The organism is Labrys okinawensis (assembly GCF_047345005.1).
Classification (GTDB): Bacteria; Pseudomonadota; Alphaproteobacteria; order Rhizobiales; family Labraceae; genus Labrys; species Labrys okinawensis.
The window spans coordinates 4,184,612-4,199,817 of the sequence record NZ_CP178864.1 but is presented as its reverse complement, the minus strand read 5'-3'; the positions used below and the strand labels follow the sequence as shown (position 1 = coordinate 4,199,817).

Annotated in this window: 7 protein-coding genes; 5 read left to right on the top strand and 2 right to left on the bottom strand. The window is 61.5% G+C overall.

Translation table 11 applies throughout. The annotated features are described in order from the left end of the window. Positions 1-615: 615 nt before the first annotated feature. Positions 616-783: a hypothetical protein gene (locus ACMDCR_RS19640; protein ID WP_413988230.1), complete on the bottom strand. Its 168-nt coding sequence runs from the start codon at positions 781-783 to the stop codon at positions 616-618. 345 nt (positions 784-1,128) lie between these two features. On the opposite strand from ACMDCR_RS19640, the gene ACMDCR_RS19635 reads away from it, so the two are divergent. Then, entirely contained in the window at positions 1,129-1,863 is a 735-nt protein-coding gene (locus tag ACMDCR_RS19635; protein WP_413988229.1) for a LuxR family transcriptional regulator, read from the top strand. A 77-nt stretch (positions 1,864-1,940) separates the two neighbouring features. Next, positions 1,941-2,579 (top strand): acyl-homoserine-lactone synthase, encoded by a 639-nt coding sequence (locus ACMDCR_RS19630; RefSeq protein WP_413988228.1) that lies wholly within the window; start codon positions 1,941-1,943, stop codon positions 2,577-2,579. Between the two features lie 111 nt (positions 2,580-2,690). Here the strand turns inward: ACMDCR_RS19630 and ACMDCR_RS19625 are convergent, their stop codons facing one another. Further along, on the bottom strand, positions 2,691-3,419 hold the full coding sequence (locus tag ACMDCR_RS19625) for a 4'-phosphopantetheinyl transferase family protein (protein WP_413988227.1): 729 nt from the start codon (positions 3,417-3,419) through the stop codon (positions 2,691-2,693). A gap of 784 nt (positions 3,420-4,203) precedes the next feature. Between ACMDCR_RS19625 and ACMDCR_RS19620 the strand changes: the two genes are divergently transcribed. The 3 genes from ACMDCR_RS19620 (at position 4,204) to ACMDCR_RS19610 (ending at position 15,202) form a co-directional block, all read left to right on the top strand. Beyond that, on the top strand, positions 4,204-5,010 hold the full coding sequence (locus tag ACMDCR_RS19620) for a methyltransferase, TIGR04325 family (RefSeq protein ID WP_413988226.1): 807 nt from the start codon (positions 4,204-4,206) through the stop codon (positions 5,008-5,010). A gap of 203 nt (positions 5,011-5,213) precedes the next feature. Further along, positions 5,214-7,115: an amino acid adenylation domain-containing protein gene (locus ACMDCR_RS19615; RefSeq protein ID WP_413988225.1), complete on the top strand. Its 1,902-nt coding sequence runs from the start codon at positions 5,214-5,216 to the stop codon at positions 7,113-7,115. Beyond that, complete coding sequence (locus tag ACMDCR_RS19610) at positions 7,112-15,202, top strand: amino acid adenylation domain-containing protein (protein WP_413988224.1); 8,091 nt, start codon at positions 7,112-7,114, stop codon at positions 15,200-15,202. Before ACMDCR_RS19615 ends, ACMDCR_RS19610 begins: the two co-directional genes overlap by 4 nt. The last annotated feature ends 4 nt before the right edge of the window (positions 15,203-15,206 follow it).

Here is a 15,206-nt window from a genome sequence, read left to right as displayed (position 1 = left end):
CAAGATGTGCGAGTTCGCACACACCTCACCGAAGACGTAAGGGCTGTATCCAGCGGAACTGCCAGTTCCGCCCGGAAGGTCCTATGTTGAATAGGCCCAGGACCCGTTCCTCTCCTGGTGATCCATTTTTGGCCAGGGACGGTGGGGGACCGTCAACCGCATGAGCGGCAGGCCTCGCCAAGAGTGCCCTGCGGACCCTCCCCACCGGAGAGGTGCGTGGAAAAGCACTTCAGGAGTTGCTGTCCCCGGCTCGAGCCCGATCGACGCAAAAGATGCTGCACACGCCTGTGCATGCCCGGCTTGCCCAGGCGGGTCAGTCGATTGCCATGTGACTTCTCGGAGATCTATAGGCGGCGCTAACGGGGGGGCGACATTTGATCGCAATCCGGCGACTGCAATGCGCTGGGCCTGATCGGCTCGCGATCAAGGGGCACATATGGGCTCAGCGCCCAAAATCTCGCCTGTCGGCATTGGAAGGTCGGTCGTCCGCGAGATGTTCACTTGCGCCTTGGGGAGGGCCGCTTGAAGACGTCGATTGCTGACGCCTATCGTTCGAGAGGCGCCTTTTGCGCGTGACCGGGATGCTGGCCCGCGCAACTGTGCCTGTCGCCTGAGTCAGGCTTGCTTGAGGATGGCCCCCGAGTAATTGATCCAGTGCACCGTATGCAGGATACTGCGACCCTCGACCTCGATGTCTCCCTCAGCCGTCATGACGATGCGCACGGGACCATACGCGATGAGGTCAATCGTGATGGCACCCGTTTCGTCGTCGATGGTAAGCACCGACTTATCTTCTTGTAACCATGTCATTCCGTCATGTACGCTTTTCATCGCTGCGATAACCCTTTTTCTATGAGGAATAGGGAAGTTCAACCAATTTCTAGGCTTGGTCCGGTACTGCCTGCTGGGATCATTGACTGCTTCAACAATAAAGAGTCAAAGGACTTCTGAGGAAACTTGTACGAGATTTCAAGTCCCGCCTCTCTCGGTTTGGAGATTGGAAAAAACATTATAGTACATGATCCAAGCATTGCTTTCCGGTATTCAGGGTGAGAGACGTAGTCTGGGAACTGGCATGCCGGTTCGTTTTGCACTATCATACCGCTTGAATGCTTTAGGGGGCGAAACATGAAAGCGCTCGACAAGATATATTATGATATTGTCGATGAGATTGGCAGCGTACCGACGTCTTCTGACGTCAAGAGCATGCTAAATCGCGTCGTTCAGAGTTATGGGTTGCGGACGGCGGCCTATTTCGCTGTAAATATCCCCAGTTCTACAACCGACGATCCTTATCTGGCCGTTACATACTCCGATGATTGGGTTGAGCATTATAAGAGCGAAAACTACGTAAGAATTGATCCGGTCCTTCGCGAGGGATTTTCAGCGGTTTTGCCGATCGATTGGCGCCAATTCGATCTGAAGGGGGCCAAACTCAGGGCCTTTTTCGGCGAGGCTGCCGAGTTTGGGCTTGGCCGGCAGGGCCTGACCTTTCCGATACGCGGGCGTCATGGTGAACGGGCTCTCTTCACCATCACCAGTGACGTTTCCGATACCGAGTGGGATCAAACCCTGCGCGCCTTCAAGCGCGATTTTCAGGTCCTCGCCTATCACATTCACAACGCCATTCTTCGCACCGAAACCGTGGAGGAAGAGGAAGTTCACCTTTCTCCTCGTGAGATCGAGTGCCTGAAATGGGTGGCGCGTGGCAAAACAGTTTCAGAGACGGCTACCATTCTCTCCCTTTCAGATAGGACGGTGCGTTTCTATCTCGACCTTGCTCGTGCAAAGCTGAATGCAACCAATGTTACGCATGCTGTAGCTAAGGCACTAAATATGAGCATTTTTTTTGGCGTCAGGTAACCCGTCAAATCTGCCGTATTTCTAAGAGAGTAAATCATTAAGTATAGTCGAGCAGTTTCCGACGGAGGGACTGTTCGATGATTGAAGTGATTCAAAGTTTTGATCGTCATCTACACGCAGAGACCTTGGACGCACTCTATAAACTGCGTGCCAGAGTTTTTAAGGATAGATTGAACTGGGAAGTTGATGTTCAAGAAGGCCGCGAGACCGATTATTTTGATGATTGCGATCCTGTCTATCTAATATCGAGAAATCAGTACACTGGCCGCGTTGAAGGCGGGTTGCGGCTGCTGCCGACAACAGGACCGAACATGCTTCGCGACGTCTTTCCGGTCCTCTTGCCGGATGGCGAGATCGTGGAGAGCCCATTGATCTGGGAAAGCTCGCGCTTCGCCATTGATCCCGATCTGGCTACGGACGGCAGCCGCCGGTTGCATTCCGTGACCACCGAGTTGCTGTGCGGGATCGTCGAAGTCGGTATGCTGGCAGGCATAGACTTCGTGGTCTCGGTCTATGACGCACGCATGGCGCGAATCTTCAAGCTGGCGAATTGTCCCGCCGATATCATCGGCGTGCCGACCCGCATAGGCCGGGTGATGACCTATGCCGGACTGTTCGAGATCAGCGAGGAAATGCGCGGTCGCATTGCAAGGGCCGGCCAGATCACCGGGTCGGTGCTGCTGCCCAGTACCAACGTCGACGCCGCTGCGGCCTGAGGCTGCGGCAGGGCCGGATATCCGCTGTCGGACCCGGCCTGCTGGTTGCTGTACGAACGGGTAGTGACAAGAGCTCTGAAATTCCCTCTGCGTCCATCTGAGGAGGGACTTTCAGGGCCTTGGTGCTGGTGGCATGGCAAGAAGCGACCATCCCCTGGCGCGCGCGGCGACGGCGCCCTTGCAGGGACCGGGCGCCGCGAATGTACGAACCTGCCATTGTGCCGCCTCGCCGGCGCTTTCGTCGACACGCAACAAGGAATCGTCGTCTCTTCCTGCAAGATCGAACTCGAACCTGGCCGGTGACCCCTGAAGCCCGGTGCCCAAGGCTTTCAGGCACGCTTCTTTCCGTGTCCAGCTCTCAAGAAGGGCATCGCTCTTTTGTGCAGCGGGGAGGGTCTCGAACTGGCGTTGTTCTGCTGCCGAAAGGATCTGGGGCAGAATATCCTCCTCAATCGGGCGGATATGTTCGATATCGACACCCAATTCCATCCCCGCCGAGACAGCGAGCGCGGCGCTTTCTTCACTATGGCTGAGGTTGAAGTCAAGGCGCCAGGCGTCCGGCTGTGTGAGGCTGTAGGGTTTTCCCGCTTCGCCATAACCGAAAGCGATCTCTTTGGCCCCGCAGCCCATATAGTCCGCAAGAATGAAGCGCAGCCGCCCGCGTGCGATGACAAAACGCTTCCGATGTTTCTCGAAGCGAAAGGATTCCGCTCGGCGGCCCTCGTCGGGCGACAGGCTTTGCCAGCAGGCTTCAAGATCCGTGGTTGAGGTATCCAGCGACCATAGCCAGAGATGAACATGTCCGTCGCCAGGACGAGGGGCTAGATTCGTGGAAGGCATAGCCCCTTATAACTGGATTCCGACTCGTCCTTGGTAATTCGAAAAGATCGAGGCCAAATTTCAGAGAGGATTTTACTTTCCGCTGCTCCCGCGCTGACGCTTACTGTTTTCTTGCGAGGCACAAAAGCCGATACTTCGAGATGGGAGTGAGCCGTCTCTTGTTCTATTTTTTGGTTTCCTCGCTCTTCCTGCGAGAGCTAACTCTTTGGAGGTATTCAGAAATTCCTCGGTCTCGGGATCGCATGTATACGCCTTTTGGGGAATTCTGTCTCTTTTTCCCTATCGCCAGCCCTCAAATTTCGGGATTGAGGCTTGAGTTCATGGGTCCTAGTATTCGGATGCGACCTTCAATTGGCGTTCCGCTGGTTGCTTGACTAGAGATTCCCGTAGGTTACTCGCAAGGCCGACGGAACCGGGCATCGCCGCTCCGATACTGACTTTGTGCTGTGTTGTATTTATACCGATTTCGGGGAAAGGGTATCACTCTGCTGGACAATAGTTTGGCGTTAAATAAACAATGCATAATATATTCAAGGACAGGTTACACTTCGTTCAGTTGTGTCCTGACAATCTATTAGCCGTCCCCTTGACCTTTCTTCGCAGCGAAGATGGGAAATATTTAACTAGACGTAGGGAGCGACATGTCCAAAAGAACCTATAGCGTGAAACGTGCGCGCTTACACGTCGTTCCTTGTTTCCCTGGCGCAGCCGGAGTTGGTGAGAAGCGCAAGGGGGAAAAGTTGGTCGGTCACCGGTTGGCAGGTGTCATGAAGGGTTTCGGGATATGAACATACGTGCTGTTGCAAGACGCCTGGGCCGGCGCCTTGACGGCATGGTGGGGCTGCCCGTCTTGAATGGTCTCTACGATCGTTATTTTGCCTCGGCCTCCGGTGACGTACGGCTCTTTCGCGGCATCTATTCCGATTTCGTTACCGCACGCGCATCAGCGCCGGCCACCAAGCCGATCGGTTATGATAATGAAGCCTCGGCCCTCCGACTGGAGCACGAGCGTCACAAGGCCTCGCCGACAGACTATCCCGTGATGTTCTGGCTGCAAAAGCTTATTCGCGACGATAGCGTTGTCTTCGACTATGGCGGCAATGTTGGCACTTGCTTCTACAACTTCCAGCGCTATCTCGCCTATCCGCCGAGGATGCGGTGGATCGTCTGCGACGTCCCAGCCGTGGCAGCGGCCGGCGCGGCGATCGCCAGGGACGAAGGCGCCACTCAACTTTCTTTCACGACGGATTTCGAGGGTCTGGAAGAGACGGACATCTTCCTGGCGTCCGGCGTGTTGCAATATATCGAAGATCCCGTACGCTCCCTTAGGGAAGCTGCGAAGCGACCCCGACATGTGCTGGTCAACAGAACTTCAGTGCGGGAGAGCGAGACGGTGGTGACGCTGCAATCCATCGGCACTTCTTTTTGTCCCTATTATCTATTCAATAGAAAAGAGTTTCTTTCGAAATTTACCGATTTGGGTTATCGTTTGGTGGATGAATGGAAGAATCCGGGCCTTGGTTGTAGAATTCCTGCTCACTCAAAATATAACCTAGATCAATACTCTGGATTTTATTTCGTTCTTCAATAGTTCTGTGCTTTTTGGCCGCGTTGGGACTGTATTATGTTGGACTCATTCGAGGCGGCGCGCAATAAGGTACGCCGTGTCGGAACGATTTGTGCGGCGAGAACTCTTGGGGAGGAACTCGTCTGCGATCGCAAAATAGTTTGTCAGGATTTGTATGTATCGTGCGACGAGCATGACTGTGGCGCGATCGTTTATCCGGAGGCCCTATGATCGATATTGCTTCCGAACGGCCCCTGCATGCTCTGATCAGCCTGCAGGCCGCTTCGCGCCGCGACGGTGTCGCAGTTACATGTGGGGAAGCGTCCGTAACTTTCGCAGAGCTGGAGGCCCGATCCAATCAGCTTGCACATCGTTTGCTGAAAATGGGCGCCGGTCCCGGGCGTCTGATTGCGATCGGTCTCGAACGTTCGATCGATATGGTGGTCGGATTGCTGGGCATTCTCAAGTCTGGCGCTGGCTATCTGCCACTCGATCCAGGTTATCCGCGTGAGCGGCTGGCATTTACCCTCGATGATGCCAGGCCCGTGGCTTTTGTGACGACGTCTACGGGACGTCCATCCTTGCCCGAGAGCAATGTGCCCGTCGTCCTGCTTGATTCGGACGCTGCGAGCCTCGCCGAGGAACCCTCGACGGTTCCCGACATCGCCGAGGATCTCGATTCGCTAGCCTATGTCATCTACACCTCCGGCTCCACCGGGAAGCCCAAGGGGTGTCAGGTCACCCATCGCAACGTGGCGCGGCTGTTCAGCGCGACCGAACATTGGTTTGGCTTCGGCCCGCAGGACGTCTGGACCTTCTTCCATTCGCACGCCTTCGATTTCTCCGTGTGGGAGATCTGGGGCGCGTTGATCTATGGTGGCCGGGTGGTGGTGGTGCCCTATGTCATCAGCCGATCGCCCGCCGAGTTCCTGGATCTCCTGGTGCGCGAGAAGGTCACGGTGCTCAACCAGACGCCGTCCGCCTTCCGTACTCTGATCGAGGCGGACAGGCGCAGCGACCATCAGCCGGGAAGCCTCAGCCTGCGCTATGTCATCTTCGGCGGCGAGGCGTTGGAATTGCAGATGCTGCGTCCCTGGTTCGCCCGCCATGGCGACAAGAGGCCCCAGCTCGTCAACATGTACGGCATCACCGAGACCACCGTGCATGTCACCTATCGGCCGATCAACCTGGCAGATCTCCACGAAAACCGCGGCAGCGTCATCGGCGTGCCGATCCCCGATCTCACCGTGCATGTGCTCGACGAAGCGCGCATGCCCACGCCTCGGGGTGAAGTTGGGGAGATGTATGTCGGCGGCGGGGGCGTCTGCCTCGGCTATCTCAATCGCCCCGAGCTTACGGCCGAGCGCTTCATCGAATGGCGTTCGCCGGAGACGGGCATGCTGGAGCGTCTCTACAAGACGGGCGATCTTGCCCGGCGCCTGCCGGATGGGGATCTTGAATATCTCGGACGCAGCGACGATCAGGTTAAGATCCGCGGCTTTCGCATCGAGACCGGCGAGATCGAGAGCCAGCTCATCCAACATTCCGGCGTGAACGCCTGCGCCGTTATTGCCCGCAAGGACGGCTTGGGCGGCGAGGCACGTCTGGTGGCCTATGTCGTACCGGCCGCCACGTCTGCCACGGCCGCCGAATTGCGCGCACATCTCGCTCAGACGCTGCCCGACTACATGCTGCCCTCGGCCTTCGTCGAGCTGGCGGCGCTGCCGATGACGGAGAACGGCAAGCTCGACCGCAAGGCACTCCCGGCTCCGGCCATAGCGGTAGCCCCCATCCTTCCTGAAGCACGCGACGAGCTCGAACAGAGGATCGTTACCATCTGGGCGCGTGTGCTGGGCGTTCCGCAGGTGAGCACGAGCGCGAACTTCTTCGACCAAGGTGGCAGCTCGCTGCAAATGGTGACTGTTCTCAATGAGATCCAAGAGAGTGTTCACCCGCATCTTCGCATGAACGATCTGTTCGAGCGGCCGACCATCAAGGCGCTGGCCGCCTTCATCCGCGGCAGCACTACCCCTCAGTCGGCCGCCCTCAACGCGGGACAGTTGCGAGCCCGGCAGCAGGCGGAGGCGCTCCAGCGCCTGCGCCAGCGTCAGAGCGGGGGTGCCAAATGAACGATCCCTTCAACGACGCACCCGCCAGCGAGTTGCCACTCAACGCGGTGGCCGTCATCGGCATGGCCGGTCGCTTTCCCGGCGCGCGCAATGTTGGCACGTTCTGGCGCAACCTCTGCGACGGCGTCGAATCGATCACGCGTTTCGAGGACAGCGAGCTCGAGGACAGCTTCGGGCCGGAAGTTCGCCGCGCTCCGAATTTCGTGCGCGCCCGGCCGATCCTGCCCGATGTCGAGTTCTTCGATGCGCCGTTCTTCGGCATGTATCCGCGCGAAGCGGAGCTGACGGATCCGCAGCATCGCATCTTCCTAGAATGTGCCTGGGAGGCGCTCGAGGATGGCGGCTATGATCCGGCGAGTTATCCTGGCGCCATCGGCGTCATCGCCGGCTGCAGCATGAACACCTATTTCCTCCATCATGTCGTGGGCAATCGCGGCGTTTCGGAGGATTTCACCAACACCTTTCAGGTCGGGCAATATCCGATGCTGCTGGGCGCCAGCGCCGAATTCCTGGCTACCCGCGTCTCCTACAAGCTCAACCTCAACGGGCCGAGCTTCACGCTGAACACCGCCTGCTCGACCTCGCTGATGGCGATCGCCCAGTCTTGCCAGCAATTGCTGCTCTATCAGTGCGACATGGCGATCGCGGGCGGCGTCTCCATCACCTTCCCGCAGAAGCGCGGCTATCTCAGCCAGGAAGGCGGCATGGTCTCCGAGGACGGTCATTGCCGCACCTTCGATGCCGACGCGAATGGCACGGTGTTCGGCAGCGGGGCAGGGGCGGTGCTCTTGAAGCGGCTGGAGGATGCGGTTGCCGATGGCGACCATATCTACGCCGTGGTGCGCGGAACCGGCGTCAACAATGACGGTTCGGCCAAGGTTGGCTTCACGGCGCCGAGTTCGGACGGACAGGCCAACGCCATCATGATGGCGCACGCCAACGCCGGCATAGAGCCTACGTCGATCTCCTATGTCGAATGCCATGGCACGGCGACGCCGCTTGGTGATCCCATCGAGATCGCGGGCCTCACCAAGGCGTTCCGCGCCACGGGCGACGAGACGAGGCAATTCTGCGCCATAGGCTCTGTGAAGAGCAATATCGGCCATCTCGATGCGGCGGCCGGCGTGGTCGGCTTCATCAAGACGGCGCTGAGCCTCCAGCATCGCCTGCTGCCGCCGACGCTGCATTTCAAGAAGCCGAATCCGCGCCTCGACATCGAGAACACCCCCTTCTTCGTCAATGCGGCATTGAACGAATGGCCGGCCGGACCAGAACCGCGCCGGGCCGGTGTCAGCGCCTTCGGCGTCGGCGGCACCAATGTTCATATCGTGCTGGAGGAAGCGTCCGAACTTCCCGTGCCGGTGACGGCCTCTCAGGTAGAGGTGCTGATCCTGTCGGCTCGCAGCGAAGCGGCCCTCGGCAGGGCCCGTTCCGCGCTGGCAGATCACTTGCGCCAGACGCCCGATCTTCCGCTTGCCGAAGTCGCGCATACGCTGCAGGCCGGCCGCAGGGCTTTCGATTACCGCTGGTCCGCTGCGAGCCGTGATCTCGACGGCGCCATAGCCGCCCTCGGCAATGCCGCGACCGCCCGCGCTGTGAAGGCCGCCGCCGATCCCGGCGTGCTGTTCATGTTTCCGGGCCAGGGCTCGCAGTATCCCGACATGGCGCGCGATCTCTATGAAGGGAATGCCGGCTTCCGGGCCGATATCGACCGCTGTGCCGAAATTCTGCGCCCCTACCTCGAACGGGATCTGCGCGAGGTCCTCTATCCGGCCGAGCGTCGCGAGGACGATCACAAGGAGCTGGCGGCCACCTGCTATGCGCAGCCCGGCATCTTTTCGATCGAATATGCACTGGGCCGGTTGTGGATGAGCCGGGGCATCCAACCCCGTGCGATGATCGGCCATAGTGTCGGTGAGTTCGTCGCCGCCTGCCTCGCCGGCGTCTTCGCGCTGGAGGACGTCTTGCCGCTGGTGGCGACGCGGGGGCGCCTGATGCAGGACCTGCCGCCGGGCGGCATGCTGGCGGTGCGCCTGCCCGAAGCAGAACTGGCGCCGCTGCTCGACAAGGATCTCGCCATCGCTGCCATCAATGGCCCTTCCCTATGCGTGGCTTCCGGTCCGTACGAGGCGATCGACCGGCTGGAGACGGCGCTGAAGGACCGCAATGTCGTCAGCCGGCGGCTGCACACCTCGCATGCTTTCCATTCGCCGATGATGGACCCGATCATCGAGCCCTTCACCGGGCATGTGCGCAAGCTCGCGCTGCAAGCCCCGAGCATTCCCTATGTCTCGGGCGTCACCGGCCAGTGGATCACCGTGGCCGAGGCGACCTCGCCCGATTACTGGGCGCGCCATTTCCGTCAGCCGGTGCGCTTCGCCGATGGCCTGGGACTGCTGCTGGGCGACGCGAATGCAGTGCTGCTCGAAGTCGGCGCCGGCAATACCTTGACCTCGCTGGCCCTGCAGGGGGCCGCGAAGGGCAGGGTGGTCGTGCCCTCGCTGGGCGATGCCCAGCGCGAACGGCCGGATGAGGACAGCATGGCCGAGGCGCTCGGCCGGCTATGGGCCGCCGGCGTGCCGGTGAATTGGCCCGGTCTGCGCGATGGCGCACAGCCTCGGCGGGTTTCCCTGCCGACTTATCCTTTCGAGCGCGAGCGCCATTGGGTCGATGCCCCCAAGCCCGCTCAGAACGTCCCGATGGCCGAAGCCCGAGTTTCAACCGACGCGGCGCCGCTTCCCGCCGGCGCGACCATGGATACCAGCCTGATGCCTTTGCCTGAGCAAGCCGCCACGCCCGATGCGAATGCCCGCGAAAACGCCATCCGCGCCGTCGTGGTTTCGATCTTCGAAGATCTGTCGGGAGAGGATGTCGGCTCGGCTCCCGCCGGCACCACCTTCCTGGAGATGGGCTTCGATTCGCTCTTCCTCACTCAGGCGGCGCAAGAGCTTCTCAACAAGTTCGGCCTGAAGATCACCTTCCGTGCCTTGCTGGGAGATCTCGGCAGCATCGACGCCCTGACGAGCTATGTCGCCACGACTTTGCCGCCCGAGAAATTCGCCCCCGCCGCTGCACCGGCTCCCGCAGCACCGGTGGCAGCTCCAGCCATTGCTGCGCCCGTTGCAGCCCCGCCAATCTCCGCGATGGCCTCTCTCGCTCCCCTCGCCGCGGCCGTTCCGCTTGGGACCGGTGGTGGCGTCGAGGGCCTGATGCGCGACCAGTTGCAGATCATGGCGCAACTGATGCAGCAGCAGTTGGAGACGCTGCGGGGCGGGACGGCCTTACCGGCGGCGGCGATCGTACCGGCGCAGTTTTCCGCGCCTCAACCCGTTGCCCCAGCGCCGGTCGCCGCCGTACCGGCGCCTGCGGCGGTACCCGCTGCTCCGGAGGCGGGCGACAAGGATCTGCCTTCGCGCTTCGCCGTCTACAAGAATACCCAGAAGTCGCACGAGCAGGGCATCGACGCCCGCCAGCGCTCTCATATCGAAGCGCTGGCTGCCCTCTACAGCGCCCGCAGCCCCGGCTCCAAGCGCATGACTCAGGACTTCCGCAGGGTCCTTGCCGATCCACGCGCCGCCTCCGGCTTCAATCCCGACTGGAAGGAGATGGTCTATCCCGTGGTGGCCTCCCGTTCGAAGGGCTCGCGCATCTGGGATGTCGACGGCAATGAATATATCGACCTGGTCAATGGCTATGGCCAGACCATGTTCGGCCATGCGCCCGACTTCGTGGTCGAGGCCGTCGATCGGCAGCTCAAGGAAGGTTTCGCCATCGGCCCGCAGTCGGCGCTGACCGGCAAGGTCGCCACGCTGTTCTGCGAGATGACCGGCAATGACCGTGTCACCTTCTGCAATACCGGCTCGGAAGCCGTAATGGCCGCCATGCGCGTCGCCCGCACCGTGACCGGCCGCCAGCGGGTGGTGACCTTTGCCGGTGATTATCATGGCCAGTTCGACGAGGTGCTGGTCAAGGGCCAGGTGCGCAAGGGCGAGCATCGCTCGCTCCCCGTCGCGCCAGGCATCCCGCCCCAGTCGGTCGAGAATGTCACGGTGCTGGAGTACGGTTCCGACGAAGCGCTCGCCTGGATCCGCCAGCATGCCGGCGAGCTTGCCGCCGTGGTGGTGGAGCCGGTGCAGAGTCGCCGTCCGGATCTGCAGCCGGTGGAGTTTCTCAAGCAGGTTCGCGCCATCACGCAGGAATCAGGTGCGGCGCTGGTGTTTGACGAGGTCGTCACCGGCTTCCGCATGCATCCGGGCGGCCTGCAGGCCATCTTTGGCATCAAGGCAGACCTTGCATGCTACGGCAAGGTGGTCGGCGGCGGCCTGCCGGTCGGCGTGCTGGCGGGCAAGTCGAGCTTCATGGATGCGCTCGACGGCGGCTCCTGGAGCTATGGCGACGATTCCTATCCGGAAGTCGGCGTCACCTTCTTCGCTGGCACTTTCGTGCGCCATCCCCTGGTGCTGGCGGCGCTGCTTGCCGTGCTGGAGCATATGAAGGCGAGGGGCCCGGCCCTGCAGGAAGACGTCTCCGCGCGCATGGGCCGGCTGGTCGATCAACTGCAGGCCTGCTTCGCCGAGTGCGGGCTCAGCCTGCCGACCCCGGTCTATGGCAGTATGTTCTACATGCAGCCGAGCCATGACTACCGCTTCGGCAGCCTGCTTTACTATCATCTGCGTGCCCGCGGTGTTTACGTGCACGAGGGCTTCCCGTGCTTCCTGACCACGGAGCATACGGATGACGACGTCGCGCGCATCGTCCAGGCCTTCCGCGAAAGCATCGAGGCGATGCAGGCCGACGGCCTGCTGCCGGCCGGTGAAGCCGTTACGGTGAGCCGGTCGGTCGGGACCGTCCCAGCCGCCAGGCCAGCTACGCCCCCCGGCCCGATTTCGCCAACCGCCTCGCAGACCGAAGTCTGGCTGTCGGCTCAGCTCGGTGACGAGGCGTCCTGCGCCTTCAACGAATCGATCAGCCTGCGCTTCGATGGCGCTCTCGATGCCGGCGCCCTGGCATCCTCGCTCAATGATGTGCTCGCTCGGCACGATGCCTTGCGCGCCAGCTTCGACACCACCGGCACGCTCATTCATTTCGCGCCGGACCTGCAGCTCGACGTGCCGGTCATCGACCTCTCGGGCGGGGGGGCGCCGGAAGCGGCGTTGAAGGAGCGCATCGAGACGGACGCCAGGACGCCGTTCAACCTGGTCGGTGGTCCGCTTGTGCGGGCGCAGCTCCTGCTCCTCGCCGCCGACAAGCATGTGCTCGTCTTCACGGCCCACCACATCGTCTGCGATGGCTGGTCGATGAATGTGCTGATCGGCGAACTCTCGGAGCTCTATCGCGCCAAGCTGGAGAAGACGCTGCCTGTGCTGGCTGAGCCTCTGGCCTTCAGTCTCTACGCCCAGAGCGAGCAGCAGAGCGCCGGTTCTCCCGCTGACGAAGCCTATTGGATCGGCCAGTACCGCACCGCGCCGCCACCGCTCGAACTGCCGACCGACCGTCCGCGTCCGCCGATCAAGACGTTCAACGGCGGCTCGGTGCCGTTCACCATCGACAAGCCGCTCTACGATGCCGTCAAGAAAGCGGGGGCCAAGCGCGGTAGCACCCTGTTCGCGACGCTGCTCGCGGCCTTCGAAATACTGATGGGCCGGCTTGCGGGCCAGAACGAGGTCGTGGTAGGCATTCCAGCTGCCGGCCAGTCGTTGATCGAGGATGACCGGGCGCTCGTGGGGCACTGCGTCAACCTTCTGCCGCTTCGCGCGAGTTGGCAGGACGGCGTGACCTTTGCCGATTTCCTTGCCGCGACCAGGCAGAGCGTGCTGGATGCCTATGATCATCGCAGTTGCACGCTCGGCACCATCCTGCGCAAGCTCACGCTGCCGCGCGATGCCAGCCGCCTTCCTCTTGCCGAAGTCCAGTTCAACCTGGAACGTCTCGGCGGCGATCTTGCCTTCCCGGGCCTGAAGACCGAGGTTTCGGCCAACCCGAAGAGCTTCTCGACCTTTGACCTCTTCGCCAATGTGACGGAGTCGGCGAACGGGCTGCGCATCGACTGCGACTACAACGCCGATCTTTTCGACGAAGCCACCATCCTGCGCTGGATGGAGCATTATCGCAACCTGCTGCAGGCGATCGCCGACGACATCACGAGGCCTGTCGACGTGCTGCCTCTGCTTGCGCCAGGGGATGCAGTCGCCACGCTGGACGGGCCGGCTTTGCCGGTGCCTGCCCAAGCGCATCTGAAAACCATCCATGGTCTGTTCGAAGCTCAGGTTGCGGCGACGTCGAACGCCGATGCGGCGTTTTTCGAGGACGAGACGGTGAACTATCACGAGCTCGACCGGAGGGCCGGACAGGTTGCCGCCTGTCTCGTTCAGCGCGGCGTCACCCGCGGTTCGCGCGTGGCGGTGCTGGTCGATCGCTCGGTCGATATGCTGGTGGCGCTGCTCGGTGTGCTCAAGGCCGGCTGCACCTATGTGCCGCTCGCCACCAATCACCCGGCGGCGCGCCTGAAGTCGATCATCGAAGAGGCCGAGGTAGCCGCCGTGGTGACCCAGGCTGACCATGCCGGGCTTGGCTTTGGGCCGGCCATGGTGATCCAGCTCGACGGCGAGCGCGACGCCATCGCTTCGCTTGTCCCCCTGGCGACAGGCGCGATCGAGGTCGGCGGCGATGACCTGGCCTATGTGATCTTCACCTCCGGTTCGACAGGCAAGCCAAAGGGCGTGGAGGTCAGCCACGGCAGCGTGGCGAACTTCCTCGCTTCGATGCGTATCGAGCCTGGTTTCACCGCCAACGACCGGCTCCTCGCCGTGACGACGATCTCTTTCGATATCGCGGCACTCGAACTTTATCTGCCGCTGATCACCGGCGGCAGCGTCGTGATCGCGCCGCAGAGCGAGACGGCGGATGGCTTTGCCCTGTTGAAGCGCCTCAACGAGAGCGGCGCAACCGTGATGCAGGCAACTCCCATTACGTGGGTGATCCTGTTGGAGAGCGGCTTCAAGCCTTCGCCGAAGCTGAAGATGCTTTGCGGCGGCGAAGCTTTGCCCCGCAGCCTTGCGGACCAGTTGGTCCAGAATGGCGGCGCGCTATGGAACATGTATGGGCCAACGGAGACCACGATCTGGTCGTCCATTGCCCCAATCAAGCCGGGTCCGGAGCCGATCACCGTCGGCCAGCCGATTGCCAACACCCAGTTCCACATCCTCGACAAGTTCGATCGCGTGGTGCCCGTGGGCGTGGTGGGGGAGCTTCATATTGGCGGCGACGGCGTGGCTCATGGCTATTTCAGGCGGCCGGAGCTCACGGCGGAGAAATTCATCGCTGATCCGATCGCCGGCAAGTCCGGGGCGCGCCTCTATCGCACGGGCGATCTCGCGCGCCTGATGCCCGGTGGGCGTCTGCAACTGCTTGGCCGCAACGACCATCAGGTCAAGCTGCGGGGCTTCCGTATCGAGCTCGGCGAGATCGAAGCCGCATTGGGCAAGGCAGGCCTCGACGTAGCGGCGGTGCTCCTGCGCGAGGACACGCCCGGCGATCCGCGCCTGGTTGCCTATTTCGAGGCGCCCGAGCAGAAGGCACCGCGCATCGAGACGCTGCGTGCCGCAGTCGCCGAGACCTTGCCGGATTACATGGTGCCGAGCCAGTGGATTCGGCTCGATGCGATGCCGCGCAATTCCAGCGGCAAGCTAGACCGTCGTTCGCTGCCCAAGCCCGACAATACGCTGGTTGAGGAGCAATCGACTTACGTAGCGCCCAATAACGAAACCGAAGCCACGCTCGCGCAAATTTGTGCTGAAGTATTGGGGCAGTCCAGGGTAAGTACCGAGGATGATCTTCTGGCGCTGGGAGCTGATTCGATCCACATTTTCCAGATCGTGGCGCGAGCCAACCAGGCAGGACTGAGCCTTTCGGCCAAGACTCTCCTGCAGAATCGCACCATCGCCCGCGCAGCCGCGACCGTTTCAACGATCGCGCCACTGGTGGATCGGCCAGAACTACCCCAGCTCGTACGTGTCGCCAGGGCTGGGCGCCGTGCCGGTGGCGCGGCGGCTGCGGCGATCAGCACTTTGCAGTACCCCGAGCGGTGATGTC

Coding starts and splice junctions, on each gene's coding strand:
- ACMDCR_RS19635 (WP_413988229.1), top strand. CDS start 1,129: ATGAAAGCGCTCGACAAGATATATTATGATATTGTCGATGAGATTGGC.
- ACMDCR_RS19630 (WP_413988228.1), top strand. CDS start 1,941: ATGATTGAAGTGATTCAAAGTTTTGATCGTCATCTACACGCAGAGACC.
- ACMDCR_RS19625 (WP_413988227.1), bottom strand. CDS start 3,419: ATGCCTTCCACGAATCTAGCCCCTCGTCCTGGCGACGGACATGTTCAT.
- ACMDCR_RS19620 (WP_413988226.1), top strand. CDS start 4,204: ATGAACATACGTGCTGTTGCAAGACGCCTGGGCCGGCGCCTTGACGGC.
- ACMDCR_RS19615 (WP_413988225.1), top strand. CDS start 5,214: ATGATCGATATTGCTTCCGAACGGCCCCTGCATGCTCTGATCAGCCTG.
- ACMDCR_RS19610 (WP_413988224.1), top strand. CDS start 7,112: ATGAACGATCCCTTCAACGACGCACCCGCCAGCGAGTTGCCACTCAAC.